This is a genomic window from Lentzea flava, assembly GCF_014648475.1.
In the GTDB taxonomy this organism is placed as follows: Bacteria; Actinomycetota; Actinomycetes; order Mycobacteriales; family Pseudonocardiaceae; genus Lentzea; species Lentzea flava.
Genome location: NZ_BMRE01000042.1, coordinates 22796 through 47679, shown reverse-complemented (window position 1 = coordinate 47679; position 24884 = coordinate 22796). Strand labels below are relative to the sequence as shown.

26 protein-coding genes are annotated in these 24884 nt (G+C 68.9%); 10 read left to right on the top strand and 16 right to left on the bottom strand.

The genetic code is table 11. The annotated features are described in order from the left end of the window. Positions 1-29 precede the first annotated feature (29 nt). The 6 genes from IEZ09_RS34080 to IEZ09_RS34055 all read right to left on the bottom strand — a co-directional run bounded on the left by IEZ09_RS34080 (position 30) and on the right by IEZ09_RS34055 (position 4283). On the bottom strand, positions 30-398 hold the full coding sequence (locus IEZ09_RS34080; protein WP_189257928.1) for a hypothetical protein: 369 nt from the start codon (positions 396-398) through the stop codon (positions 30-32). A 189-nt stretch (positions 399-587) separates the two neighbouring features. After that, positions 588-797 (bottom strand): hypothetical protein, encoded by a 210-nt coding sequence (locus IEZ09_RS34075; protein ID WP_229813200.1) that lies wholly within the window; start codon positions 795-797, stop codon positions 588-590. Between the two features lie 56 nt (positions 798-853). Continuing rightward, positions 854-1828: an NAD(P)-dependent alcohol dehydrogenase gene (locus IEZ09_RS34070; protein WP_189257926.1), complete on the bottom strand. Its 975-nt coding sequence runs from the start codon at positions 1826-1828 to the stop codon at positions 854-856. After that, positions 1825-2448, bottom strand: a complete 624-nt coding sequence (locus tag IEZ09_RS34065) for a DUF2306 domain-containing protein (protein WP_189257925.1) — start codon at positions 2446-2448, stop codon at positions 1825-1827. Before IEZ09_RS34065 ends, IEZ09_RS34070 begins: the two co-directional genes overlap by 4 nt. A gap of 63 nt (positions 2449-2511) precedes the next feature. Continuing rightward, positions 2512-3183: a response regulator transcription factor gene (locus tag IEZ09_RS34060; RefSeq protein ID WP_189257924.1), complete on the bottom strand. Its 672-nt coding sequence runs from the start codon at positions 3181-3183 to the stop codon at positions 2512-2514. Next, positions 3180-4283: a sensor histidine kinase gene (locus IEZ09_RS34055; protein ID WP_229813199.1), complete on the bottom strand. Its 1104-nt coding sequence runs from the start codon at positions 4281-4283 to the stop codon at positions 3180-3182. The genes IEZ09_RS34060 and IEZ09_RS34055 overlap by 4 nt, the downstream gene beginning before the upstream one ends. Positions 4284-4527: 244 nt before the next feature. On the opposite strand from IEZ09_RS34055, the gene IEZ09_RS34050 reads away from it, so the two are divergent. From IEZ09_RS34050 to IEZ09_RS34035, 4 genes are all read left to right on the top strand, one after another. Beyond that, positions 4528-5082 (top strand): RNA polymerase sigma factor, encoded by a 555-nt coding sequence (locus IEZ09_RS34050; protein ID WP_189257922.1) that lies wholly within the window; start codon positions 4528-4530, stop codon positions 5080-5082. 11 nt (positions 5083-5093) lie between these two features. Beyond that, positions 5094-6134 carry a hypothetical protein gene (locus tag IEZ09_RS34045; protein ID WP_229813198.1) on the top strand — a complete coding sequence of 347 codons (1041 nt, stop codon included), beginning with the start codon at positions 5094-5096 and terminating at the stop codon, positions 6132-6134. Positions 6135-6380: 246 nt separating this feature from the next. After that, complete coding sequence (locus IEZ09_RS34040; protein WP_189257921.1) at positions 6381-7721, top strand: glycoside hydrolase family 43 protein; 1341 nt, start codon at positions 6381-6383, stop codon at positions 7719-7721. 118 nt (positions 7722-7839) lie between these two features. Further along, a complete protein-coding gene (locus IEZ09_RS34035; protein WP_189257920.1) occupies positions 7840-8385 on the top strand; it encodes a hypothetical protein in 546 nt (181 codons plus the stop codon). Positions 8386-8427: 42 nt separating this feature from the next. On the opposite strand, the gene IEZ09_RS34030 is transcribed toward IEZ09_RS34035, so the two are convergent. After that, on the bottom strand, positions 8428-9258 hold the full coding sequence (locus tag IEZ09_RS34030; RefSeq protein WP_189257919.1) for an alpha/beta fold hydrolase: 831 nt from the start codon (positions 9256-9258) through the stop codon (positions 8428-8430). A gap of 115 nt (positions 9259-9373) precedes the next feature. Here IEZ09_RS34030 and IEZ09_RS34025 point away from each other — a divergent pair, with 115 nt between their 5' ends. Both IEZ09_RS34025 and IEZ09_RS34020 read left to right on the top strand, forming a co-directional pair. Continuing rightward, positions 9374-11629, top strand: a complete 2256-nt coding sequence (locus IEZ09_RS34025) for a glycoside hydrolase domain-containing protein (protein WP_301326164.1) — start codon at positions 9374-9376, stop codon at positions 11627-11629. Next, positions 11626-12903, top strand: coding sequence for a glycosyltransferase (locus tag IEZ09_RS34020; RefSeq protein ID WP_189257918.1), 1278 nt, complete (start codon positions 11626-11628; stop codon positions 12901-12903). Before IEZ09_RS34025 ends, IEZ09_RS34020 begins: the two co-directional genes overlap by 4 nt. Before the next feature lie 61 nt (positions 12904-12964). On the opposite strand, the gene IEZ09_RS34015 is transcribed toward IEZ09_RS34020, so the two are convergent. The 3 genes from IEZ09_RS34015 to IEZ09_RS34005 form a co-directional block, all read right to left on the bottom strand. Continuing rightward, the gene (locus IEZ09_RS34015; protein ID WP_189257917.1) at positions 12965-13786 is read right to left on the bottom strand and encodes a CHAP domain-containing protein; all 822 of its coding nucleotides are present in this window, start codon (positions 13784-13786) and stop codon (positions 12965-12967) included. A 53-nt stretch (positions 13787-13839) separates the two neighbouring features. Further along, positions 13840-14682 (bottom strand): peptidoglycan-binding domain-containing protein, encoded by an 843-nt coding sequence (locus IEZ09_RS34010; RefSeq protein ID WP_189257916.1) that lies wholly within the window; start codon positions 14680-14682, stop codon positions 13840-13842. Between the two features lie 286 nt (positions 14683-14968). Continuing rightward, positions 14969-16495 (bottom strand): non-reducing end alpha-L-arabinofuranosidase family hydrolase, encoded by a 1527-nt coding sequence (locus IEZ09_RS34005; protein ID WP_189257915.1) that lies wholly within the window; start codon positions 16493-16495, stop codon positions 14969-14971. A 559-nt stretch (positions 16496-17054) separates the two neighbouring features. Between IEZ09_RS34005 and IEZ09_RS34000 the strand changes: the two genes are divergently transcribed. After that, complete coding sequence (locus IEZ09_RS34000; protein WP_189257914.1) at positions 17055-17429, top strand: hypothetical protein; 375 nt, start codon at positions 17055-17057, stop codon at positions 17427-17429. Here the strand turns inward: IEZ09_RS34000 and IEZ09_RS33995 are convergent. Beyond that, positions 17426-17824 (bottom strand): type II toxin-antitoxin system VapC family toxin, encoded by a 399-nt coding sequence (locus IEZ09_RS33995; RefSeq protein ID WP_189257913.1) that lies wholly within the window; start codon positions 17822-17824, stop codon positions 17426-17428. The genes IEZ09_RS34000 and IEZ09_RS33995 overlap by 4 nt on opposite strands. Next, positions 17821-18537 (bottom strand): alpha/beta fold hydrolase, encoded by a 717-nt coding sequence (locus IEZ09_RS33990; protein ID WP_189257912.1) that lies wholly within the window; start codon positions 18535-18537, stop codon positions 17821-17823. Before IEZ09_RS33990 ends, IEZ09_RS33995 begins: the two co-directional genes overlap by 4 nt. A gap of 112 nt (positions 18538-18649) precedes the next feature. Between IEZ09_RS33990 and IEZ09_RS33985 the strand changes: the two genes are divergently transcribed. Then, positions 18650-19615 (top strand): helix-turn-helix transcriptional regulator, encoded by a 966-nt coding sequence (locus tag IEZ09_RS33985; protein ID WP_189257911.1) that lies wholly within the window; start codon positions 18650-18652, stop codon positions 19613-19615. A 67-nt stretch (positions 19616-19682) separates the two neighbouring features. Here the strand turns inward: IEZ09_RS33985 and IEZ09_RS33980 are convergent, their stop codons facing one another. Continuing rightward, positions 19683-20351, bottom strand: coding sequence for an arginase family protein (locus IEZ09_RS33980; protein WP_189257910.1), 669 nt, complete (start codon positions 20349-20351; stop codon positions 19683-19685). Between IEZ09_RS33980 and IEZ09_RS33975 the strand changes: the two genes are divergently transcribed. After that, positions 20337-20933: a hypothetical protein gene (locus tag IEZ09_RS33975; RefSeq protein WP_189257909.1), complete on the top strand. Its 597-nt coding sequence runs from the start codon at positions 20337-20339 to the stop codon at positions 20931-20933. The genes IEZ09_RS33980 and IEZ09_RS33975 overlap by 15 nt on opposite strands. A 49-nt stretch (positions 20934-20982) precedes the next feature. On the opposite strand, the gene IEZ09_RS33970 is transcribed toward IEZ09_RS33975, so the two are convergent. Further along, complete coding sequence (locus IEZ09_RS33970; RefSeq protein WP_189257908.1) at positions 20983-21978, bottom strand: nucleoside-diphosphate kinase; 996 nt, start codon at positions 21976-21978, stop codon at positions 20983-20985. After that, the gene (locus IEZ09_RS33965; protein WP_189257907.1) at positions 21972-22280 is read right to left on the bottom strand and encodes a hypothetical protein; all 309 of its coding nucleotides are present in this window, start codon (positions 22278-22280) and stop codon (positions 21972-21974) included. Before IEZ09_RS33965 ends, IEZ09_RS33970 begins: the two co-directional genes overlap by 7 nt. Between IEZ09_RS33965 and IEZ09_RS33960 the strand changes: the two genes are divergently transcribed. Then, complete coding sequence (locus IEZ09_RS33960; RefSeq protein WP_189257906.1) at positions 22279-23301, top strand: solute carrier family 23 protein; 1023 nt, start codon at positions 22279-22281, stop codon at positions 23299-23301. The two genes, IEZ09_RS33965 and IEZ09_RS33960, sit on opposite strands and share 2 nt — an antisense overlap. Positions 23302-23361: 60 nt before the next feature. Here the strand turns inward: IEZ09_RS33960 and IEZ09_RS33955 are convergent, their stop codons facing one another. Continuing rightward, a complete protein-coding gene (locus IEZ09_RS33955) occupies positions 23362-24852 on the bottom strand; it encodes a non-reducing end alpha-L-arabinofuranosidase family hydrolase (RefSeq protein WP_370467767.1) in 1491 nt (496 codons plus the stop codon). Positions 24853-24884: the final 32 nt, after the last annotated feature.

Genomic DNA, 24884 nt, shown 5'->3' with positions numbered 1-24884 from the left:
GGCCGGGTGCCCGCGACCGCCGCGAGTTTCTACGAAGATCCGCTGGCGATGGCCTTGGCGGGGATCCCCCATCCGTTGTTCACCACGGGCTCCCTCTCCCACTCACCGAGCCCGTGGTCGCAGCCGAACACGTCGGTGATCCGGCCGCTGGCGTGCCAGTTCTTGTAACTGCGGACCACGAAGAGCGGCCCGATGTCGAGGCGGTCGACGTTGTACGGGAGGACTCGCAACTGGCCGGTGTAGTTGGGTCCCGACCACACGCAGAGCTTGTAGTACTTGCCCACCTCGCAAGGCGGCCCCGGCTCCGGTGGCGCGGCCTGGGCGGGCACGGTCGCGACCAGCGCGATCGCCCACGCGATCAAGGTCGCCTTGAGGGTGAACCCACGAGAGCTGAGCACCGAACGAACCTCCAGGAAACGTCCGAAATGGACAGAGTCCCGCACCTGGGTGCTTCCGGCGATTTCGCCGGAATTCCACGGTGAGGGTTGGCGGCATGTCCGGCTTCATCGCCTGATCGCCTGGCCGGTTTCAGCTTGGCACGGAAGGTGTCTCTGAACTAAGGGGCCGCTTTTGCCGAGCCGGGAGGATCAGCTCCCGACGGTCCACCGGTAGATCTGGCCGTCACGCAGTTCGTACGAGACCGGCCGGCCGGAGGAAGGCGCGTCTGCCAGACGCGCCAGCACCTTCGTCCGACCGCGGGTGGTCACCCCGTCCTCCGTCCAGTGCAGGTACGGGTGCAGCAGGATCTTGAGCCGCTCCCAGTCGCGACCTCGCAGGGCGGCCACCACCTCGTCCACCGGATCCACGGGACCAGTACAGCACGCCGAACGCGGCCTGGCCCGGACGTTCGAGGTCACACCGAGATGACGACCTTCGCGCGGGCGTGTTCGATCTCGACGTAGTCGATGGCCGACACCGTTTCGCTCAACGGGTAGGTGCGGTCGATGACCGGCGTGACCTGGCCGGACTCGATGAGTTCCCGCAAGGCGGCCAGGTTCGTGCTGCTCGGCCTCTCGGAGTGCACGACGACGCGCCGGCCGGTGAACGGCGCCAGCAGCTTCGCCCTGATCACCAAGCCGATCGGGCCGAGGAGGCTGCCACCGCGGGACACGCCGCCGCCGGCGATCATCAGGAGTCCCGACGGGGTCAGCACACGCCGCAGCGACCTCAGGGAGTGGTTGCCCACCAGGTCGAAAACCACGTCGTACCGTTCGCCGGCGCGGGTGAAGTCCTGCTGCGTGTAGTCGACGACGTGGTCGGCGCCCAGATTCCGGACCATCTCCACGTTTCGCGTGCTGCACACCGCGGTCACGGTGGTGCCGAAGGACTTCGCGAGTTGCACGGCGAACGTGCCGACCCCGCCCGACGCCCCGTTGATCAGAACTCGTTGTCCCGGTTCGACCTTCGCGACATCGCGGAGTCCCATGAGGGCGGTGTTGGCCGCGAGCGGGACCGCGGCCGCCTCTTCGAAGGTCAGGTTCACGGGTTTCCGGTCGGCCTGGCCTTCCGGGACGGCCACGTACTCGGCGAACGCGCCTTCGAGCCGGCCGAGGTCGCCGTACACCTCGTCGCCAGGGCGGAACCTGGTGACGTTCCTCCCGACGGCCGTCACCGTGCCCGCGAAGTCCCTGCCCCGGATCCGGCGCTTGGGGCGGCGGATTCCCATCGTCAGGCGGGCGAGGTACGGGTCGCCTCGCATCACGTGCCAGTCCCAGGCGTTGACCGAACACGCCCGCACCTCCACCAGCACCTCGCCGTCCCCGGCCACCGGGACGTCCGCGGTCCCGAACTCCAGCACGCCGTACCGGTCCTGCACGATCGCCTTCATCGCTTCTCCTTGAGGTTGAGCCGTTCCGCGACGCCGAGGTTGATCACCCAGCCGGCTACGAGCAGCAGTTCCCCGACCACGGCGCCGGGCGTGCCGACGGCTGCGAACCAGACCGCCGTGACCACCGCCTGGGTGCCGGCCCCGGCGCCGATCGCGTAGGCGCGACGCATCCACGCCCGGTGGGCGACCACGTTCCGGCGGCGGATCGCCATCAGCCCGAGGACGAGCGCGATGGACATGCCCGAGCCGAACACCAGGCGGAAGGCGTTGATCAGGTCGCCGCCAGGGTTCGGGAAGAACACCGTCAGCCACAGGCCGGCCAGCGCCGCGACGAGTCCACTGAGGACGACCACGCGTCCGGCGAGCCGATGCCAGGCGCGACGCCGCAGCCCTGGCACGAACTGGAACGCGCCGAGCACGCAGAACGTGGTCGCGCCCACGATGTGCAGCAGGACCGGTACGGGCGCGGCGAAGAACCTGGCGTTCTCCGCGGTGATCCGCGCCCCGCCGGTCAGTTGTGCCACCCGGAAAGCACCGGCCACCACCGGGACGGCGCTGAGCAGGATGAGCAGGGCCGGTACCCGCCACTGGGGTCTGGGCCGGGTTCGCGTCGTGGTCATGCGCACAGCGTGCCGGTCGGAACCCTTGCGGCTCATCGGAAGTTGGGCCGCGGCCGCGTCGTCCTAAGGTCCGGCGGCGGTGTCGTACTTTCGGCCGGTCTCGTAGGCCCACATGGCGATCTCGACCCGGTTGCGTGCGCCGAGCTTCGTCATCAGGCTGGTGATGTGCGACTTGACCGTGCTGAGCGTGATGTGGAACTCGCCGGCGATCTCGTTGTTCGTCCGTCCTCTGGCGACGGCGGCGAGGATCTGTTCCTCCCGGTCCGTCAGCGGGTCGACGGGTTGCCGCGGCGGCGCGGCGGGTCCGGCGGCGGCGAAGGTCGCCAGCAGGCGCGCGGTGACGCTGGGTGCGATGAGCGCGTCACCGGCCGCCGCCGCGCGCACGGCCTGCGACAGCATGTCGGCGCCCGCGTTCTTGAGCAGGAAACCCTGCGCGCCGGCCCGCAGTGCGGCGTAGACGTACTCGTCGAGGTCGAACGTGGTGATGACGACAACGGCGAGCGGGTCGTCGACGCCGGGCCCGGCGAGCCTGCGGGTCGCCTCGATCCCGTCCAGCTCGGGCATCCGGATGTCGAACAGGCACACGTCCGGTCGCAGCCGCCGGGCGAGTGCGACGGCCTCCCTCCCGTCCGCGGCCTGACCGATGACCTCGATGCCGGGTTGTGCGCCGAGAATCATCGCGAGGCCTGTGCGCACGATCTCCTGGTCGTCGGCGACGATCACGCTGATGGTCATCTCGGCAGCACGGCCGTCACGGTCCAGCCCTGTCCCGCGTTCGGACCGGCCTCGCACGTGCCGCCGAGCAGGCTGGCGCGTTCGATCATGCCGACGAGTCCGTACCCCGGTGAGCCGGCGGGGCGGAGCTGGCCGTCGTCGCTCACCCGAAGGCGCACCGCGCTCTCGTCGACCTCTACGCGCACTTCGATGCGGGTCGCGTGTTTCGCGTGCCGCCGGGCGTTCGTGACCGCCTCCTGCGCGAGGCGGTAGACGGCGGCGCTGACCGGTGCCGGCAGACCGCCGGCGTCCCCGGCGATCGCCACGTCCACCGGCGGCCGCGAGCGGGTGGCGAGCCGTTCGAGATCGGCGACGCGGGGGCCGGGGGAGAGGTCGGCCTCGGTGCGCAGAAGCCGCACCATGCCACGCATCTCGTCCAGTGCGCTCGCTGCCTCGGCGTCGATGAGGCGCAACGCGTCGACCGCGGCGTCCGGGTCCGAGTCCGCCATCGCGATCCCCGCCTGCGCCCGGATGGCCATGGCCGAGACGTGGTGCGCGACCGTGTCGTGCAGGTCGCGGGCCAGTTGTTCCCGCTCGAGCAGCTTCACCTGGTCCAGCTCGCGAGCCCGGGCCCGTGACCGGAACCGGAACGCCGTACCCAGCGCCATCGCTGAGCCCAGCACGACAAGGCCGCCGAGCGCGTCCGTCAGGAGCAGATGACCCAGAGCCGCGGAGAGGCCGATCTTGCCCAGGACGACCGCGACGCCGAGCACCGCCTCGCGCCCTGATCCCCAGCGGAACAGCGCGTACGGCAACAACACCTGGTGGACCAGCGCGTACTGCTGAGGGAACTCGGCTCCCACGATCAGCGACGACAGCTCACAGACACCGAACGAGATGACGACCATCAGCAGCGGTCTGGACCGTCGCCACAGCAGCGTTGCCACCAGCCCTGCCGTCACGGCAATCGAGAGCGGTCGCCACTGGAGATCAGGCCGGAGCACGCCTTCGAGCACCGCGGCGGGCACCAGCACGGCGACCAGCACCCAGTCCCGCCACACGCGCGTCGGTGCGGGGGCGGGGCGGGGTTCCAGCCAGACGGAGCGAACAAGGGCGAGCACCCGCTCATGGTAGGAGCCGCCCCGTCCCCGCAGATCAGCCGAAAGTACGCAGCAACGGCCTGCACGTCGTTGTTGATCGAGTGCAGGCGGGCGAACTCGGCGACGATCATGGCGATCGATTCCTGCTCGCACCTGACTCCATGCGCTGAACAGCAACATTCGTCATGAGGCGAGGCATCCTGAACGCTTTTGGCCCGCGTTGGCAAAGACGGGGTGAAAGGGCGAAGCGAAACCGAGGAGCTTCATGTCGTCAGACGCGGAACTGATCGGCAGATCGCTGCGCGGAGACACCGACGCCTTCGTGGAAGTGATCAGTCGCCACGAGGCCGCGATCGGGAACTACCTCGCGCGCAGAGTGGGGCGGCAGGCCGCCGAGGACGTGCTCGGCGATGTGTGGGTGGCGGCCTACGAGTCCCGTGCGAGCTACGACAGTTCGTATCCCGAAGCCAGGCCGTGGTTGTACGGCGTCGCGCTGAACAGGCTGCGGCGGCACTGGCGGTCCGAACCGGCAGAGGAGCCGGCGTCGGACCTGACCGGCGTGGCGAGCGACTGGGATCCCTGGCCGGCGGTGGACGCCCGCGTGGACACGCAGGCGCTGCTGCGCAGGGCGCTGGCTCGGCTCAAGCCGGACGAGCGAGAAGTGCTGGGCCTGGTCGCCTGGGAGGACCTGACCGTCGCGGAGGCCGGGCGGGTGCTCGACATCCCGGCCGGCACGGCCCGGCGCCTGCTGCACCAGGCGCGCAAGGCGTTGCGTGAGGCCCCCGAGGTGGCCGCGCTGCTGCAAGTCCCGACAACGTGAGAAGACACCCCATGGATGAAATGGATCTGATGAAGACCATGCGTGAAGTGCCGTCCCCGAGTTCCGAGGCCTATGACCGTGCTCGCACGGCGCTGCACACGGCGATGGCGGAACCGGTGAACACGGTCGTGCGACCGAAGCGGTGGACGTCCTGGACCAAGGTCGGCGTTGCGGCCGTGGGTGCGGCGGCCGTCGCGGCGGCCGTGGTGATGGGGACGACGGGTGGTGGCAGCGTCCCTGCCGGGCCCTCCGACGCGGCCCCGCAGGAGGTGGTGGTCGAGTCACCGCTGGTGAAGCTGGCCTCCGCGGTCAAGGCGGCCGGCACGCTGCCGGGAGACTCGTCGCTGATCATCAACACCAAGTTGCTGCCGGACGGGCCGAAGCAGTACTACACCGTCTACACCGACAAGGGTCAGGTCTTCACCGGCGACTCGGCGCAGAACCTGGCGGCCACGGTCGCCAAGGGCGCCGCCGAGCCCGCTTCGCCGTTCAACGCGAAGGTGACGGCGGCGGCTCGCCTCGCCGCCAACGGCGACGTGGAGAAGGCCAAGTTCGACATGATCACCGCCGCGGGCAATCCCCTGGGGCTCGGCCTGAGCCCTGCCGAGGCGGACAAGGCGTGGGCGCAGGCCATGGCGGAGGTCGAGGAGAAGTTCCGCAAGGCGGGTCAGAAGGTTCCCGACCGGCCGACGGGCAAGGACCTGGAGAACCGCATCAACAACCACCTGTTCAGCAACACCACGCACGCGCTGTACATCGCCGCCTCCGACGCGGAGGTCCGCGCGGGTGTGCTGAAGCTGCTCGCGACCATGAAGGACGTGACCATCGGCAAGACCGACGTCGACGGCCAGGCGGCGCTGACCCTCACCGCGGCTCCCGCCATTCAGGGGGGCAACACCACGTACGTCCTCACCGTCAACGCCGACAACGGCCTGCCGATCCGGTCCGAGGGCATCCCGGTCAAGGACGCGGCGGAACCGTCCAAGCCCTGGGTGGTGAACTACAAGACGGCTCGCGTGAACCTCGCCGACGTGGCCGCGGGCAAGATCTGATCCTTCGGAGGAACTGTCCAGGGAGGGCGGAGATGATCTCCGCCCTCCCTGGACGAGCGGTCCGGATCGGAGAACGGGGGCGGTGACGTCGACCTGGCACAGCGGCCGGATGTGCGCGTTAACAATTGATGGTTCTCGCTGCTCATCGGTATGTCCGGCTAAGACTGACCATTGTCATCTGCCGAGTCTGCGGCCATAGTGTTAGCGCTCACGCCGGTTTCATCAACGATGAAAGGAGCCGGGGTCATGCGCCTGCGCAACCACCGATGGCGTCCGCTGCTCGCCGCGCTCGTCTCGTTCGCCGGCGCGATCGCCGGTCTCGCCGTCACCCTTCCCGCCGCTCAGGCCGCAGGCCCGGTGCCTCACTACCTCATGACGGCGTTCACCAACAGCAGCGAGTCGAACCTGTACGTCTACGACTCGGCGAACGCCACGAACTTCTCCCTGGTGCGGGCCAACGGCTACACGCCACCGTCGGGGCTGATCCGCGATCCCAGCGTCATGCGGCACACGGACGGCTTCTACTACATCGTCTACACGACGGGATGGACCGGCGACACCATCGGCTTCGCCCGCAGTGCCGACTACGTGAACTGGACGTTCCTGCGCAACGTCAGGCTGGGGCTCAACGGTTCCACGGGCAGCACGTGGGCGCCGGAGTGGTTCAAGGACGGCGACGGCAGCGTGCACGTCATCTTCTCGGCGTCCACCACCGGCACGGCCGGCCAGTTCCGGCCCTACCGCGTGACCGCGACCAGTGCGGACCTGTCCAGCTGGACGTCGCCGGTCGCGCTGGGCATCCCGGCCAACTACATCGACAGCTTCGTGATCAAGGTCGGCGGCACCTACCACAACTTCCTCAAGAACGAGACCACCAAGTACATCGAGCACGCGACCGCGACCTCGCTGAGCGGACCGTGGACGTTCCGGGGAACCGGCAACTGGGCGGGGTGGGGGTCGGGCCTGGAAGGGCCCGCGCTGGTGCAACTCCCGGACGGTCGCTGGCGGATCTACTTCGACCAGTACGGCCAAGGCCGCTACTTCTACGCCGACAGCGCCGACCTGTACTCGTTCGGCGGCAAGACGGAGCTCCCGGGACTGTCCGGCACGGCGCGGCACTTCACGGTGCTGCGGGAGAACTCGGGTGACGGAACCGCTGTGCCGACCGGGAACCGCTCGCTGCGGTCGGTCAACTACGCCGACCGTTACGTGCGGCACCGCGACAACCTCGGCTACGTCGAACAGATCTCGACGGCCACAGACCGGCAGGACGCCACGTTCACCGTCGTGCCGGGTCTGGCCAACACGGCTTGCGTGTCGTTGCGCTCGGTGAACTTCCCGGATCGGTACCTGCGGCACTACGACTTCCGCGTGCGGCTGGACGTGAACAACGGTGACGCGACTTTCGCCAGGGATGCCACGTTCTGCGGACACGCCGGCCTCGCGGGCGGGCTGTCGCTGGAGTCGTACAGCCATCCAGGCCGGTACCTGCGCCACTACGCGTTCGCGGTCAGGGTCGACCAGTACGCGCCCGGCTCGGGTTTCGCAGGTGATGCGTCGTTCACCGTCACGGCACCACTCGCCTGAGGTGAACGCGGTGGAATGATCACCGTCTGCGACGTGGCGCGGCACGGGGCTGCGGTGGTCATTCAGGGGTGGTGAAGCGACGTTGCGCGGTTTGCTCAACTCCGAAGAGTTTCTCGGATTGACGGGCGACGTTCGGGTGGCGGTGGACGAGGTCGACGTGATCATGTCCACCAGGCCGCCCAACGTGGTGCTCGCTGCCGTGGAGGGGGATCGTGCGCTGTGGCGCACGGTTCTTCCGGATTTCGCCTCGGACATCACGAGCGCCGCTGTCGACAACCACACCGTCGATTACCGGGCGGCCGGCTGGGACACGGGCCGGCTCCTCGTGGTCGCGGGCGAGGATCGTGCCTGCCTGATCGGATATGGCGATGGTGAGGTGAAGCGGGAGCTTTCGCTGGGTGCGACCGGAATCTCCACTGTGGACTTCGTCGGCATCGTCGAACTGCCTCGGGCGTCGTTGCTGGCGATCGCCTCCGCGAAGGTCGTCTGGGTCGTCGACGTCCGTGCCGATGTGGTGGGTGAGTTCCGCTACCAGGGGCCGGTGCAGGCAATTCGTGAAGGGCGGCGGGGTGAGCTCGTCATTTCGTTCTACGACGTCGAGAACGCGAGCTGGCCGGTCGTCGATCAGGTGATCGAACCGGGCGATCTCGTGCCGCGATCGTGAGGTCGGCCGGCGGACACGATCTCGTCCGCGGGCCAGCCCGCTCTAGGCGCGGACACCGTTCAGGAACGTCAGGATCGCGGCGAGAGTCTGCTGTGGGAACTGGACGTGCGGGTAGTGACCGGCACCGTCGATCATCTCCAGCTTGCCCAGGCCGGCCGGGAGATCGGCGATGATCGCCTCGCCCTCGGTTTGCGGTGAGGCCCAGTCGGGGTCGCGCGTTCCCTGGACGACGAGCACCGGGCAGGTGACGTTGGGCAGCTGCTCGCCGGCGTCGGCGGGGGAGATCTTGCCCATCGCCTGGAGGACCTTCATGCGTCCGGGTTCGGCCAGCATCGCGGTGATCTCCGCCAGGCGGGCGTCCCAGTCCGCCGGTTTGGTGCCGGGGTAGGCGAGGTCCAGGTACTTGGCCCACTGCCTGGTGCTGCCGAGGACGGCGGTGCCCAGGAGGTGGGTCATGCCGCGGCGGTAGGTGCTCACGCGGAGGTCGGACAGCCGGACCTGTTGCTTGCGGGTGAACGGAGCGAGTTCGACCAGTGCGGTGACCAGTTCCGGTGCCTTCGCCGCGGCGATCGTGGCCGCGCCGCCGGAGATGGAGTGGCCGACGAGCACCGCGGGCCCGCCGAGGTGCTTCACGAGGGCGATCAGGTCCTCCGCGAGATCGGTGCGGCTGTAGGAGGGCCAGCTGACACTGGACTCGCCGTGGCCGCGCAGATCCGTTGTGGCGACCCGGAATCCGGCTTCGACCAGCGCGGGAACGAGGAACCGGTAGGCCTTGCGGCTGTCTCCCATGCCGTGGGCGAGAACGACCAGCGGGCCGGCGCCGGTCACCTCGTAGGCGATCGTCCCGCCGTCCACGTTCAGGAACTCGGTCATGGCTCCACCCCTGCGGTCAGTTGGCTAATCGGATTAGCTAAAAGCTATCATGCTTAGCCACCGAGTCAAGCGCCCGGCCACATGTTCATGTCGTTGAAACCAACGCGGTGCCGCGCTGACCTACTGTCTCGTCATCCTCGACGAGATTGATCCCTTCATCGGAACGGCTGCCACCTCACTGCCCGCGGCGCAGGGGCTGGCGGCCACCTGGTGGTGGCCGAAAGCTCAGGTGGGCAACACCCACCCCGGTGCGACGTCCCCGCTCGGCATGGTGTCCGCCTGCGCCTACTCCGGGGCCTATCCGACCGGGTACGGCCTCTACATGAAGAACACCGAGGGGCAGCCGGAGGAGATGTTCGACCGGCTGCAGGCGTCCGGTTTCACCCACTTCCAGCAGTCCGGTACCGGTGCGATCCGCAAGTACTACAACTACGTGCGGGTGACGCCGATGGTGCAGCAGCTCGACGTCCTCGGTCAGGCCTGGCCGCTGCACGACGAGACCGCGGAAGCCGGGTACTACGCGGCCACTCTCGACACCGGCATTCGCTGTGAGGTCACGGTCGGCGCCAAGGTCGCCGTGCACCGGTACGCCTTTCCCGAGCATCGCAGCGCACGGATCGTCGTCGACCTGTCCTGCGGCGGGCTGGCCATCGACCTCGGCCGCACGGTGCCGTTGCGGGCGCATGTGGAAAGCCTCGGCAACGGCCGTGCCCAGGGAACGGTGGTCGTCGAAGGCGTGCCGCTGTCGGTGTACATCAAGGTCGACAGTCCGGGCTGGCGACAGATGCTCTGGCACGACCGCAGGCTGATCGAGGGTGGCACGCGGCTCGACTTCGACCGCATCAGGCAGACCACGTTGCGCCCGTTCGGGTTGCTCTACATGGGCCCCACGACCGCGGGGCAGAGCGTCGAGATCCAGATCGGGTTCTCTCTGCGAGGCTGTGAACAGGCCAGGGAGAACCTGTATCGCGAGTGCGGTGACGGGGCGCCGGCGTTCGACGCCGTCCTGGCGCGGACCAAGGCCCGGTGGCGCGACCACGTGGGCAGGGTGGAGGTCGAGGGCGGGTCACCCGCCAGGCGCCAGGTGTTCGCGACGGCGGTGTACCACTCGCTGATCAAGCCGTGCTTCGCCGACGACGAGAGCCCGTTCTGGCCGTCCTCCGGGCCCTTCGTGTTCGACATCTGCACGATGTGGGACATCTACAAGACCCAGCTGCCGTTGCTGATGGCCATCTGCCCGGACCGGGCGGTCGATCTCCTGGAGTCATTGATCCGGGTCTGCGAGGAGGAAGGCAACTTCCCGATCGGCTATCGGATGGCTCGCGGCGCGGACAGGTTCTTCCGGCAGGCGAGCGCGCTGGTCCACACCGCGCTGGCCGACGTGCACGCCCTCGGCCTCGGCGACCTGGACTGGACCTGGGCGCTGGTGCACATGTACGACGACCTGCGCCGGATGTACGGCGAGGACTTCTACGAGCACGGCGTCGTGCACCCGATCTCGCACACGCTCGACCTCGCCTACGCCTGCCACTGCACCTCCGGTGTCGCCCGCAGCCTGAACGACGTCCAGCTCGCCGACGACCTCGAGGCGCGAAGCCGGTTGTGGGCAGGCGCGTTCGACCCCGACACCGGCCTGCTCGTCGACTCGTCGTTCTACGAGGGCGGCAAGTGGAACTACTCGTTCCGGCTGCTGCACGACATGGCCGCGAGAATCGCGATGGTCGGCGGGAACGAGGCCTTCGTCAGCACACTCGACGCGTTCTTCGGCTACGGCGCCCCGCGGGTGGCGCAGCCCGGCAAGCGGCCCGACCCGGCGGAGATGGCGGCCGGTTACCTGCTGAACCGGTTCGAGGGGCTGAACAACGAGCCGGACATGGAAGCGCCGTGGTCCTACCACTACGCGGCTCGGCCGGACCGCACGGCCGAGATCGTGCACGCGGCGCTGACCTGGCAGTTCGGCACCGGTCGCGGCGGCCTGCCGGGCAACGACGACTCGGGCGGGCTGAGTTCCTGGTACGTGTGGGCCTCGCTCGGCCTGTTCCCGGTCGCCGGGCAGAACCTGTTCCTCGTCAACGCGCCTGCCTTCAGCCGCGCCACGCTGCACCTCGGAGACCGCGATTTCGTCATCGAGACGCGTGGCCACCGCGAGACGTCCATCAGTTCCGACGGGCTGGAAGAAAACCCGCCGCCGCAGTACGTGCAGTCCGCCCAGCTGGACGGCAAACCACTGGACGCGGCGCACCTGCGCGCGACCGACGTCCACGCCGGCGGCCGGCTGGTGCTCGAACTCGGGCCGCACCCGTCGGAGTGGGGACGCAAGATCCTGCCGCCATCAGTGTCCGACCCGTCCGGAAAGGGGGCTCGCACATGACCAGGCCAAGCCGCCGTCTCGTCATCGTGGTCAGGGCCGACCCAGTCATCTGCGGTCACTCCGGAGAAGCCCGCAACCTGGCCGAGGTCGCGCTCACCCGCGGCTTCGACGACGTCCGGCTGCTGACGTGGCCGATCCCCGTGCTGCAGGCGGCAGGGCTGCCGCTCAAGCCGCTGGATCGGATCATGCCCTACAGCGAGGGCATCACCGTGGAGCGGCCGGAGCCGGTCGGCGACTACCGGGTACCCGACGGCCGGCACCTGGCCGGGCTGACGGGACGTCTGGTCGAACTGCTGGCCGAGCCGATCCCGACCACGTGCGTCTCGATGTACCTCGCTCCGCACGACGCCGTCGTGCGCGACGCCGTCGACGCGGCACGCGCGGCCGGTTACGCACCTGACGTCCACACCATCGCGAAGGCGGTCGGCTCGGACGTCACCAACGTGATTCGCTCGTGCCTGCGCGAGGGGCGGTTCGGGGCAGCCGTGGTCCTGTTCACCCGGTTCCTCGCCAACGACCAGGTGATCGCCGTGTCGGAGTACACCAGGCAGGAGATCATCGCCTGCGCGGAGGCCGTCGACACGCACTGCGGCACCCGGTTCGCCCGCCAGTGCGCGCGCCGGATATCGGTGAGCTACCCGCCGATCGACACCTCGGCCTACCTCGACCTCGATCCGGCACTCGTGGACGCCGCCCTGAAGCGACGCGGCCTGGAACGCGACGGGTACGTGTTGTTCCTGTCCAGGGTGACACGGGCCAAAGGCATCTACGACCTGGTGGACGCGTTCTCCCGGTGCCAGGCGCGGTCCCGGCTGAAGCTCGTGATCGCCGGCAACGGCCCCGAATTGGAGCACCTCCGGGCGATCACCCGGCACAACGACCGGATTCTTTTCCTCACCGACGTGGAGGACGAGGAAAAGCCGCTGCTGATGAACGGCTGCGCCGTGTACGCGCTGCCGACCAAGCCCGAACCGGACTTCGTCGAGACCTTCGGCATCGCGCTGACCGAGAAGATGCTCGCGGGCGGCGGGCCGGTGATCACGACCACCACCGGCGGCGTCGGCGAAGCGGTGGGCGGGACGGCGATCCTGGTCGAAGCCGGGAACACCGACGACATCGCCGCCGCGATCGACCGGGTGGTGTTCGACCTGTCGGCAGAGGAACGGCAACTCATGGCGGACCGGGCACGCGACCACGCCCTGTCCTTCGACCGCGTCCGGGTGTTCGACGGTCTGTTCGCCACGTCCGACCCGGCTGTCGCCCTGACGGGATGAACGCGCGAACACGAGGTGCCGGTAGGAACTGCCGGCACCTCGTGTTGTGATCACTGGCCGGTCAGAAGTGGAGCATGTACTGGAAGTCGGCCTGCGCGTTGCTCACGTGGACGTTCTTGCGAGTGCCGTACGCGAGCGGGTTGTTCCAGTTGTACTCCTCGACGTCGAACGAGCCGTCGGAGTGGACCGCGTTGACGTAGGCCACGTGACCGACGCGGTGAACGTCGTTGACGGCGATGGCGCCGACCTTCGGGGTCTTGTTGACCGTGACGCCGACGCGGCGGGCGGCGTCGTCCCAGGTGCCGGCGTTGCCCCAGGTGGTTCCGCCGTAGGAGTTGCTGAAGTTCGGGACGCCGAGCCTGCTCGCGATCCGGTAGGCGGCGAAGGCGGTGCAGTTGTTCTGGGCGAACCCGCGGGGACGACCGTCGTAGTCGTTGGTGGGGCTTTCCGAACCGCCGCCGCCCCCGGTGAGGAACTTGTGGCTGGCGTTGTTGTTCTTCAGCGTGGAGTTGAGGTTGCCGGCCTGGCCGGGGGCGAAGTCCTGGTGCGCGCCGCCGTAGCCGCTGTTGAAGTAGACCCGCACGGTGTGGCTGGTGCGGTTGCGCACCGAGGCCGCGTTGTTCTTCACGCACAGGCCTTTGCCGGCGCCGGCGCCCTTGAACTCGTAGCAGGACGGCTGAGTGGCGCCGAGATCGCTGATCGAGCCGGTGAAGTCGGAGAGCGAGCCGGCCTGGTTGCTGTTGTAGTAGTAGCAGAACTCTCCGCTGTCGCAGTCCCCGTCCCGGCTCGCGGCGAACGCGGGCGAGGCGGTGGCGGCCATGAGCGGCGCGACCAGGGCCAGCGCGGCCCCGGCGACGGCGAGCATCATGCGTGGGAATTTCACGGGTTTCCCTCTTCGTGAAGCGTCAGTGATCGGGGTGGAGTCCAGGCTGCTGGTCAGTGCGCGCGCTGGTAGTCCTCCCACGTCTTGATCGGGACACGGGGGCCGTCGTCGGGACGGTGGTTGGCGAGGCCGTTGAAGCCGAGGTAGTAGTCACCGACCTGGTTCTGGGCCTGGGTGGCCTGGTCGGTGTCGTTGATCGCCACGGCGTGGATGTGCCACGGCCAGTTGCCCTGGGAGGGGCTGCGGACCCAGGCGGCGAAGCCGACCTGGCGCATCGCCTTGGCGACGGCGGTGCGGGTCTCGGCGGACATGCCGTCGACGTTGATGTCCACGACGCCGCCGCCGTCGTGGGTGCCGGCGGAGGTCGGGTCGCCACCGGGGTTGTAGGAGCCCTGATCCAGCTTGAGGCGGCGTCCCAGCAGACGTTCGGCCTCGGTGAGCATCGCCTGGGTGCGGGTGTTGACCACGTACCCGTCGCGCTGGACCTTCGAGCCCGGCTTGATCACGTGGGAGACGGTGAACCGCCCATCCCCGAGCTTGGCCAGCGAGCTCGCGCCGGGCAGCCCGTTCGCGGCCAGTCCGGTGTAGCCGAGCGAACGCTGGTAGGCCGCGTACGCCTTGATGGTCGTGGTTCCGAAGTAGCCGTCGACCCACTGGGCGTCCAGCAGGTTGCGTGCCTGGAGTGCCCGCTCGACGGCCAGCACGGAGTCCTTGGCGCCAGGGGTCAGCGTGTCGTCGGCGCGCCGGGGGTCGATCTGGGCGGCCAGGACGGTGGCTTCCATGTTGACGACGGGCGGCGCGGCGACAGCCTGCGTCGTGCTCATCGTCATGCTGCCCAGGACGGCGAAGGTCGCCAGCGCCGTGACGGCGCTCCGGGTCTTCATCTTCGTGTTCATGCGGTTTTCTTTCCGTTCGGTGAAAGCCCGGTCACGGCGTCGGTTCAGCGCCGGGAATCGTGCGGCTTGTGTGAGCGCAGGTGCCTTGGGGCAAGGCTCTGATATGGCGCTGACAAAGCTCTGACACAACGAATCGTGGCGCTGACAAAGCTCTGACACGGCGAGGCGAAGGCGACTGGCGGCGCCGGAGAAGGACATTCTCCGCAAAGCCGGAAAGGTCGTCACCACCGAACGCATTGCTGAAGACCCCAGGCCGGGCCGGCCTGGGGTCTTCAGCGTCAGGTGATCAGCGTTGCAGTGTCAGCACACCCGGCCGGTAGGGCAGCAGGCCGTACTCGGTGCCGTCGGAGCTGGGGCTGCGTCCTTGGTAGAGGAGCTGGAGGTTGCACGGGTCGATGGTCTTGGTCTGGTCGGGGTTGGTCCGGATCAGGTCGCCGTGGCTGATGTCGTTGGTCCAGGTGGCACCGCTGTTCGCCTTGCCCGCGAACGGGTTGCTCTCGGTGGCGGCCTGCGGAGTCCACGAACCGTTGAGGCTGCTCGACGTGAAGGAGCGGAAGAACCGCCCGTTGCGGCCCATCGCCTCGACGATCATGAGGTACTGGTTCTGGCCCTGGACCTTGTACACCTCGACGGCCTCGAACAGGTTCGCCTGGGTGTCGCTCATGATCTCCGTCCAGGCCGAGCCGAAGTTGCCGGGGAAGTTCCCGATCGGCATGGTCGAGCGGTAGATCTTGCCGTTGTCCCCGGCGAAGAACAGGTACATGTTCGTGTCGTCACCGATCAACGTCTGGTCGATGGGGCCGGTACCGGAGTTGGGGATGCTGGCGGTGGAGAGCGTCTGCTGCGCCGACCATCCGTTCGGGTTCGTGGGGTCGGTCGACGTCCGGTAGCTGAACGCGGTCCCGCCCCACTGGTAGGCGAGCACCCAGATGTTCTTGGGTGCGAAGTAGAACAGCGTCGGTGCGACGGTGCCGCTGTTCATCCCGTTCTGCGGGGCCGAGGCCATGTCGGACCAGTTGGTGAAGGTCCCGAAGTTCATCGAGCCCCACTTCGTGCCGAAGTCGTGCGTCGTCGCGTAGACCAGGTGCTTGCCGTTGTACATGACGTGGGTGAAGTCCTTGAGCGAGACCCAGCCCTGTTTCGGCTGCGCCAGCGGGCCCGTCGACGACCACCGGTACGTCGAGGGCAGCGAGCACGTGCCCGGCGGGTTGCTCGTCGTGGTGGTGGGCCCCGTCCCGCCACCGACGCGGACGAGCTGCCACTGCTGGTTCGCGCCACCCCAGTCGCTGTACTGCACGACGTTGCCGCCATCGGCGGTGGAGGCACCCTGGACCTCGACGGCCTTGTTGCTGTTGCGGTTGATCAGGCGCACGTGGCCGCCGTCGGAGTCGGCGAGGCGGAACTGCTGGTTGGTGCCGTTGTTGTCGCTCCACTGGACGATGGCGCCGCCGTCGGCGGTGGAACGCTGGTAGACGTCGAGGACCTTGCCCGACAGCCGCGACTTCAGCCGGTAGTAGCCGCCGCCGGAGTCGACGAACTGCCACTGCTGCTGGTTGCCGTCGTTGCGGGTCCACTGGGTGATGCGCGCGCCGTCGGTCGTGACGGAGTTGTAGACGTCCAAAGCCTTGCCGCTGTTGCGGTTGACCAACACGTACCAGGCGCTGGTGTCGACGGTCGCCGCCGACACGGGCGCCGCGCTGAAGGCCGCCACCAGTCCGCCGAGCAGCACGGCGACGGCGGCGGTGACACCGGCGATGCGACGCCTGCGCGCTCGTGGGAGGGCGGTTGGTGAGTGGGGGCCTGATCCGGCCATTGGGCGTTCTCCTCTTCGGCGAGGTGGGGCGAACCGCGGCAGGGCAATGAATGACCAATTGCACCGATTGGTCCATGGCGCGACCTCTGAACCAACGATTACGTCAGCCGTCGGCAATCCGAGGATTAAAGACGGGCGCACGGACAGAGGTGCCACTGTCGCGGGCGCCGATCGCGTCCACCAAACTGTGAAGGATGATCTCGGCGCGGTCAAGACGCGACGAAAGGGTTTCTCGCGGACAAGTGGCCGGCCGCTGGAGGGAATTGTGGCTGCTAAAGTTCGTGCGAATTCTTTAGCTCGTGCGAGCGTCGGCCGGTCCGGGTCTGATCCACGCCTTGACCAGCATGAACCACGTCTCGCCGGACGGTCGCGCTGCGTGGTCCCTCGCAGGTGGGCGAAACGCCGGGCCGGGCTGCGGTCGGCAGGCGCTCCCACGTCCTCGGCTCCGTGCGCTGCCGTTCGACAGTCGAATCGAATGGCGGTTCGATGAAATACACTGATGACGACGAGTCGGGAGAATTACGACCGCGGGCCACACTCCGATCGACTGCGAGCTGCGATGATCGACTACCGCCAAATCGACGAGCTGCGCCTGTACTACCTGGAGGACAGCTGGGTTCTCGACATCACGGCCCGGCCCGGTCTGGTCGTGATCTCCATTGAGGTCGTTCTGCTTCCCGAGCATCCCGACCATCACGCCCCGCTGCCAGGAGAGCGCTATTGCTATCGGCGCGGCGAGCTCAGGTTCGAAGGCGTGTCGGCTCTTCACTGGACCGGCCAGGGGCTGCCGCCGGCCAGGGACGCCTCGGGGGAGCTCGACTACGGCGGCGTTGATTCATTCGAACTGGACGGCGGTTCCTACTGCCTCAGGGGAAACTTCGGCGAGATCTCCGTGCAAGCGGATTCCTCGCGCATGGTGCTGCTTCCCGGTTAGCCGGTCAGCGCGTCGATCGGTGCGACCGTCACCAGCTTCTTCACCGCACGGGCGAGTTGCTCGTCGAGCGTGACGAAGGCGTCCGCCTGGAGCTGGGTCAGGGCGACGTACTCGGCGGCAAAGGTGTCGGACCACCCGAGCTGGTCCGCGACCTTCCAGGCGGTGGCCTGCAGGACGCGGTCGCCGAGCAGCCGGATCCGCAGGCCGCGCAGGTGATCGAGGTGGCGCTCCGCGTCCTTTTTGGACATCTCACCCCGGTGCACCTGTTGGTGCAGAAGCGACAGGGTCTGCGAGCGAAGCAGCGTCGGGGCCAGGATCTGGTTTCCGGCGGCGATCACGGCGTGGTCGTGAGCCAGGCGGAGGGCCACGTCAGGGCCGATCACGTACCTGGTCATGCGAGATCCGCCTTTCCGCTGCGCGCTGCCCGCTCCGGTCCGGTCGCCGCGAGGAGCCGGGCCAGTTCGGCCGGCTTGGTGTGCATGGGCCAGTGGCCGGAGTCGATGTCGACGAAGTCGAGGTGCCTGACCCCGGCGAGTTCTGGCACGTCGCCCGCGTTGATCCACTCCTGGGCCTGGGCGGGGGTGAACTCGGGGCAGATGACCGTGACCGGGACGTCGAAGCGTCGCTCGTCGGTCAGCCGCACGACACCGGTGGCCACGGCTTCGGGGACGGGGATGGCGGCAGCGGCGAAGGCGCGCCTGGCCTCCTCGTCGAGGTCGGCCGAGTCGGGTCCTTCGAACGCCTCCCAGCCGGGGAAGGGCATGGCGCCGTCGCGCAGCTCGAAGAAGTCGGCGTAGGGCTTTCCGTCGCCGGCCGGGAAGCCGCCGACGAAGACCACCACGGAGATCTTGTCCGGCCGCGCGTCGGCGGCCAGCCAGGCCAGCGTGCAGGCGGCCGAGTGCCCGACCACCACGGGCTTGCCGGAGGCCGCGTCCACGGCGGCGAGCACTGCCGCCACCTGGTCGTCGAGCGTGGCCGAGGTGGATCCGTCACCCTGCCCCGGCAGGGTCAGCGCCACGGGACGGTGGCCGAGCGATCGGAGCGTGGACGCGACGTCGTCCCAGGCCGATCCGTCGAGCCACAGGCCGGCGATGAGCAGGATGTCCACGGTCGGTTCTCCCTCTTCGGCGCGGCCAGGTCGCCGCGGTGCACCGTCACGCTAGAGGCAGTTCCGGACGATCTGCTTCCGGTTCATCCGGAGGATCACCTACCCTGCCCGCGTGCCGAGTGATCTCAGTCCGACCGCGCGGGCACTGCGCGCCTTGGAGATCCTGCAGGCGCGTCCCGGCACGACCGCCGGCCAGCTCGCCGAGAGGCTGGGCGTCACGGAACGCGCCGCCCGCCGGTACATCGGAATCCTGCGAGAGGCGGGCATCCGGGTCGAGTCGAGCCGCGGTCCGCACGGCGGGTACCGGCTGCGGCGCGGCACGAAGCTGCCGCCGATCGTGTTCACCCAGGCCGAGGCGCTGGGCCTGGTCATGGCGGTGCTCGACGGCCAGCCGGCCGCCACCGACGCCGAAGACCCGGTCGGTGCGGCCCTCGGCAAGGTCGTCCAGGCGCTGCCGGAGAACGTCGGCCGGCAGGCGGCCGTCCTGCGCGAGCACGCCAAAGCCGCGCCCGACCGGCACTCCGCCCGCCCGGATGCCGCCATCACCAGCGCACTCGTCGCCGCCGTCGCGGCCAGGCACCGGGTGCTGATCACGTACCAGAGCGAGGGCGGCACCGCGTGGAAGGCGGAGGTGGACCCGTGGGCGGTCGTCGTCCGCCACGGACGCTGGTACCTGTTGTGCCATTCCCGTCGGGCGGACGCGATCCGCACCTACCGGGTCGACCGCGTTCGCGCGGTGGCGCAGACCGCGCACGAGTTCGAACCGCCCGGCGACCTCGACCCGGTCGCGGTGCTGGAGGAGCACCTCGGCGCGGGCTGGGAGTTCCCCACCCGCGTCGTGTTCGAAGCCCCGCTGACCGAGGTGGCGCCCTGGATCCGGCCTCCCATGGGACGGCTTCACCCGTTGGGGGGCGGGTGCGTGCTCATCGGCAGCACCAGCAATCCGGCGATGTACGCGCAGGAGTGGCTGGCGGCCGTGCCGTTCGGTTTCCGCGTCGAGGGCGGTGAGGAGCTGCGTGCCGCGGTGGCGGCGGTCGCGACGCGCTTTGCCGCCGCCTTGGTGCCGGAGGACGGGTAGCAGCTGCCCCCGAACCGCCGCTGTCGCGTCGGCGTGGACGAACTTGCCGCGCTTTGGGTCCGTGGGGTCAGCCGCCGGCGGGTTCGTGCCATGCCAGGCCGGCGCCGAGCGCCGCGGCGACGCGGGTGATCGTCTGGCGGCTGCTCAGATCGTTGACGTGCTCGGGAAGCCACGCGCAGGCGATGCAGGCGCCGGCGATGTCGGCGGTGGCGCTGGCGGCGGCCAGGCTTTCCTCGACCTGGACGAGGGAGGGGCCGGGGCCGGAGGGAAAGCGCGCACCGGACAGCTCGGCGCTGTCGATGACGTCGATGTCGAGGTGGAGGTAGACGGGGACGGAGCCGAGCCGGTCGAGGGCGGAGGTGATCGCGACGGGGTCGAGGGGCACGCGCCGGACGTGACTGCCGGCGAGGGCGTCGTGTTCGGCGGGGTCGAGGTCGCGGGCGTCAGCGAGCACGACGCCGGTTTCGGGGACGGGGCGCAGGCCCAGCGTGTCGTCGAACAGGTCAGGTGTGCGGCCGGTCAGCATGGCCAGTGCCATGCCGCCGAGGTAGCCGCTGGTCGAGATGGCCGGGGTGTTGAAGTCGCCGTGGGCGTCCAGCCAGAGGACGGCCAGGTCGTCGTGGCGGCGCTGCAGCCCGGCCACCACCGCGCGGGCGGTGGGGCAGTCGCCGGAGAGCACCAGGGTCCTGGCGGCCCGCGTCACCGCGTCGGCCACCGCCTCGTGCAGCAGGTTCATCCGGGCAGGGAGATCCTCCGCACCGCCCTCGACGCGGTGGCCGACACGCCTGGGCTGCTCGCGTTGTGCGAGCGGCCCGACCCGGTCACTCTCGGCGAGGTCGGCCAGTCGCTGGACAAGATCGTGCTGTACGCCGATCCGGAGTCTGGTGTCCGGGTGCGGCTGCACGTGTTCTGGAACGGGTGCGACGACCTGCCGCACAACCACCGGTGGACGTTCGCCAGCATGGTCCTCAAAGGACACTTCCGGCACTTCATGTACGGCGATCAGGGCACCGACGACGACGGTGCTTTCCCGTTGCCCTTCACCGCGTTGCACGCGCGCACGGAGCGGCAGGGGACGACCTACGCGCTGCACCACCGGATGATGCACGTGCTCATCGCGGAGGAGAACACGGTCTCGCTCGTCATCCGCGGTCCGGCGGTCAAGGACTACTCGTTCCTGGTGGACACCAAGACCGGTGAGCGCGTGTACCACTTCGGCGCCGACAAGGAATCGCCGGAGAAGGAAGCGCGCAAGAAGATGACGCCGGAAACCCTGCGTGATCTTGCCGCGAAGTTCAGCGAGTGGGGTCTGTTCTGAGCTGACGGTCGGTGCCGTGCACAGCTCGTGCTGTGCACGGCACCCCTGGTCACGCGCGGGTGAGCAGGACCCCTTCACCGTTCGTCCAGCTCTCGATGCTGACGCGGTCGACGAGCCGGGGGATTCCCGGCAGGTCGTGTTCGATGTGCTCGCTGCCGATGAGCAGGGCGTCCCAGCCGTGCGGGTCGACGCCGGCGGCGGCGAGGGTGCCGGTGAACCAGGGCCAGTCGAGCTTCTCGTTGCCGTGCCGCACCTTGTCGAGCGTGGAGAGGGCCTCCTGGTCGGTGATGCGGGCGGTCACCCGCTCCCAGGCGGCCTGCAGATCCAGGTCGTGGGCCTCGGACTCGGCGTACAGGTCCCTGATGTGAGCCGCCAGCTCCTCGGCGGCACCGGGCGGAACCGGCTGGGCCATCGCGGCGTAGAGCTCGCGCATCCGCGGGCCGAGCAGAACCGAGGTCTCCCGGATGAGGTCGACGGGTTCGTCCGGTGTGTGCACCAGCACGACCAGAACGGTCTGGGCGCCGAGAATCGTGCGGAGGTGGTGTTCGGTGCGTTTGGCGGGGTTCGACCGTCCCTTGAGGTCGGTGAGGCGCAGGCTGGCCGGGATCACCGGCTCCGCGGTGGTGTCCCTGAGCAGCACCACGAGCGAGTCGCCCTTGCCGCACACCTGGTCGGCGATGTCGAGACTGTCCGGTGTCGAGATGTTGGACTGGTAGTGCCAGATGCCGGCGGTCTGTTCCGCGCCGAAGTGGAACCGGATCGTGCGGACGGGTTCGAAGCCCTGCCGGCGCACGTGGTCCACGCAGCGCTCCGCCGTCCGTCCGGCGACGCAGTCCGGCTGGATCACCAGAACGGCGTGCCGCTGCACGAGGCGGCTCGCGTTGTCACCGAGCACCTCGTAGGCCGCGTCCAGGCCCGACCTGAACCACTCGTCGTCGGCGTAGGCGCGCAGCTTCTCCTGATCGGCGGTCAGGGAACGCCATCGTTCGTCTCGCAGCAGCTCGTGAGCCGAGGTAGGGGACAACTGTTTCTCTCCTGTCAGCACAGACCGAACGGTGGCTTGAGAAAGTCTGGCCGCTCGCCGCGGTCGTCCGCGTCCGGGGACGCGGCGAGCGGGGCGAACACGTCCTGCGGGATCGGGCAGTCCCACGGCTTCCCGAGCACGACGGTCGACGCGAGCCTGCCGATCTCGTCGGAACCCCTGGCGCCGTGGCCGTTGCCGCCGACAGCGACCGCGAAATCCTCGTCGGCGTGGCCGATATTAGGGATACCGCGACGGCGTCTTCTTGGTTGCCGCTGTCGCGATTCTCGTGGCGCTGCGGTTGCGCACACGGCCGGAGCGCCCATGACGACCAGCAAGCTGTCCAGCCGCGACCGCCTGGACGGGTTCTTCGGCATCAGGGCCAGCGGGTCCACCGTCCGGACCGAAGTGCTCGGCGGGCTGTCGACGTTCCTCGCGATGTCCTACATCGTGCTGGTGAACCCGGCGATCCTCGCCAAGGGCGGGTTTCCCTGGTACGCGGCGTTCGTGGCCACCGCGCTGGTCAGCGGGCTGGCCACGAACGCCATGGGGCTGTGGGCGCGGTTGCCGTTCGCGGTCGCGCCCGGCATGGAGATCAACGCGCTGGTCGTGTTCTCCGTCATCGGAACGCACGGCTTCACCTGGGAGCAGGCGCTCGGGCTGGTGTTCTGGTCCGGGGTGCTGATGATCGCGGTCACGGCGGCCGGGTGGCGCGGCCGGGTCGTCGACGCGATCCCGGAGGAGGTCCGGCCGGGTCTGGTGCTGAGCGTGGGCGCGTTCGTCGGCCTGGTCGGGCCGAAGGTCGCCGGGCTGGTCGGTGGTGGCCCGTGGCCGCAGGCGCTGGCGGCGGGTGCCGTGCTCGCCCTGCTCGACCGGGAGAACCTCGGCAAAGCCGTCGAAGGCATCAGCTGGCCGACGATCCTGCTGGTCGCGGGCATGGTCACCTACGTGGGGGTGCTGGAGCACTCCGGCACCATCGACTGGGTCGCGCACGGCGCTGTCGGTCTGGGCGCGCCGTTGCTCGTGGCGCTCGTGCTGTGCGTCATCGTCGGTGTCACGTCGGCGTTCGCCTCGTCGACGGCGATTCTCACCGCGACCATCCCGATGGCGATCCCGTTGCTGCTCACCGGTTCCCTGCCGGTCGTGGGTGTCGTCGCGGCCATGGCCATCTCCACCACGATCGTCGACGTTTCGCCGTTCTCCACCAACGGCGCGCTGGTCCTCGCCAATGCCCGCGGCGTCGACCGGACCCGCTTCTACCGGCAGGTCATCTCCTACACCTGCGTCATCGTCGGCCTCGGGCCGATCGCGGCGTGGGCGGTGCTCGTCCTGCCGGGCTCGTTCTGATCGGACGCCCCTCACCCGGTGAGCGGGTGAGGGGCGCCGGACCGGTTCCGCGTCAGGCGATCAGCGCTGGAGCGTCAGCACCGCCGGCCGCCAGGGCAGGGAGTTGTACGGGCCGCCGGAGCCCGGTGGGAGTCCCTGGTAGAGGAACTGCAGGTTGCAGGGGTCGATGGTCTTGGTCTGGTCGGGGTTGGTGCGCACCAGGTCGCCGTGGCTGATGTCGTTGGACCACGTGGCGCCGCTGTTGGCCTTGCCCGCGAACGGGTTGCTCTCGGTGGCGGCCTGTGGGGTCCACGTGCCGTTGAGGCTGCTGGACGTGAACGAGCGGAAGTAGCGCCCGCCGGTCCCCATCGCCTCGACGATCATGAGGTACTGGTTCTGGTCCTTGACCTTGTAGACCTCGACCGCTTCGAACAGGTTCTCCCGCGTGTCGGTCATGATCGTCGTGTACGACGTGCCGAAGCTGCCGGGGAAGTTCCCGATCGGCATGCTGGCGCGGTAGATGTTCCCGTTGTCACCGGCGAAGAACATGTACATGTTCGAGCCGTCGGCGATCAGCGTCTGGTCCAGGGCGCCGCCGCCGGGGATGTTCCCGGAGAAGAGCTCCTGCGGCGCCGACCACCCGTTGGCGTTGGTCGGGTCGCTCGAGGTCCGGTAGCTGAACGTGGTGGGACCCCACTGGTAGGCGAGGACCCAGATGTTCTTCGGCGCGAAGTAGAGCAGCGTGGGTGCGACGGTGCCGATGTTCATGGTGTTCTGCGGGGCGGAGGCCATGTCCGACCAGTTGGTGAACGGGCCGAAGTTCATCGAGCCGTAGTGCTGGCCGGTCTTGTCGACCGTCGACCCGTAGACCACGTGCTTGCCGTTGTGAACGACGGTGGTGAAGTCCTTGAGCGAGATCCAGTCCGGCTTCGGGTTCGCCAGCGGGCCGGTCGACGACCACCGGTACGTCGACGGGAGCGAACACGTTCCCGGGGTGCCACCCACACGGACCAGCTGCCACTGCTGGTTGGAGCCGTTCCAATCGCTGTACTGCACGACCGCCGCTCCGTCCGCGGTCGACAGGCCGGTCACCTCCACGGCCTTGCCGCTGTTGCGGTTGATCAGCCTGACGTAGCCGCCGTCGGAGTCCGCGAGCCGGAACTGCTGGTTGCTGCCGTTGAGGTCCGTCCACTGCTGGAGCTTCCCGCCGTCCGCGGCGGAGAAGCCGGCCACGTCGAGGACCTTGCCGGAATTCTTCGACTTCAACCGGTAGTAGCCGCCACCGGAATCCACGAACTGCCACTGCTGGTTGGCCCCGTCGTGACGGGACCACTGCGTGACCGCCGCGCCATCGGCGGTGGAAGCGCCCGCGACGTCGATCGCCTTGCCGCTGTTGCGATTGACCAGCACGTACCACGCGTTCGTGTCGACGCTCGCCGCCGACGCCGCACCGGTGTGGAGTGCGACCGCCGCGGAGGCCGCGAGGACGGCGGCGAACACGCTGCTCAGCACGGACGTCCAGCGGCCGCGCCTGCGCGGCCTGAGCTGCGGGACCTGGCCCGTCGAATCCACGATGATTCTCCTTCGCAGTCGAGATGGCATTG

Excerpts from the sequence above, each read along its gene's own strand:
- IEZ09_RS34065 (WP_189257925.1), bottom strand. The coding sequence starts at position 2,448 with ATGACCACGACGCGAACCCGGCCCAGACCCCAGTGGCGGGTACCGGCC.
- IEZ09_RS34040 (WP_189257921.1), top strand. The coding sequence starts at position 6,381 with ATGCGCCTGCGCAACCACCGATGGCGTCCGCTGCTCGCCGCGCTCGTC.
- IEZ09_RS34020 (WP_189257918.1), top strand. The coding sequence starts at position 11,626 with ATGACCAGGCCAAGCCGCCGTCTCGTCATCGTGGTCAGGGCCGACCCA.
- IEZ09_RS34005 (WP_189257915.1), bottom strand. The coding sequence starts at position 16,495 with ATGGCCGGATCAGGCCCCCACTCACCAACCGCCCTCCCACGAGCGCGC.
- IEZ09_RS34010 (WP_189257916.1), bottom strand. The coding sequence starts at position 14,682 with ATGAACACGAAGATGAAGACCCGGAGCGCCGTCACGGCGCTGGCGACC.
- IEZ09_RS33960 (WP_189257906.1), top strand. The coding sequence starts at position 22,279 with ATGACGACCAGCAAGCTGTCCAGCCGCGACCGCCTGGACGGGTTCTTC.
- IEZ09_RS33980 (WP_189257910.1), bottom strand. The coding sequence starts at position 20,351 with ATGAACCTGCTGCACGAGGCGGTGGCCGACGCGGTGACGCGGGCCGCC.
- IEZ09_RS34030 (WP_189257919.1), bottom strand. The coding sequence starts at position 9,258 with ATGACCGAGTTCCTGAACGTGGACGGCGGGACGATCGCCTACGAGGTG.
- IEZ09_RS34050 (WP_189257922.1), top strand. The coding sequence starts at position 4,528 with ATGTCGTCAGACGCGGAACTGATCGGCAGATCGCTGCGCGGAGACACC.
- IEZ09_RS33995 (WP_189257913.1), bottom strand. The coding sequence starts at position 17,824 with ATGACCAGGTACGTGATCGGCCCTGACGTGGCCCTCCGCCTGGCTCAC.
- IEZ09_RS33965 (WP_189257907.1), bottom strand. The coding sequence starts at position 22,280 with ATGGGCGCTCCGGCCGTGTGCGCAACCGCAGCGCCACGAGAATCGCGA.
- IEZ09_RS34070 (WP_189257926.1), bottom strand. The coding sequence starts at position 1,828 with ATGAAGGCGATCGTGCAGGACCGGTACGGCGTGCTGGAGTTCGGGACC.
- IEZ09_RS34045 (WP_229813198.1), top strand. The coding sequence starts at position 5,094 with ATGGATGAAATGGATCTGATGAAGACCATGCGTGAAGTGCCGTCCCCG.
- IEZ09_RS34000 (WP_189257914.1), top strand. The coding sequence starts at position 17,055 with ATGATCGACTACCGCCAAATCGACGAGCTGCGCCTGTACTACCTGGAG.
- IEZ09_RS34060 (WP_189257924.1), bottom strand. The coding sequence starts at position 3,183 with ATGACCATCAGCGTGATCGTCGCCGACGACCAGGAGATCGTGCGCACA.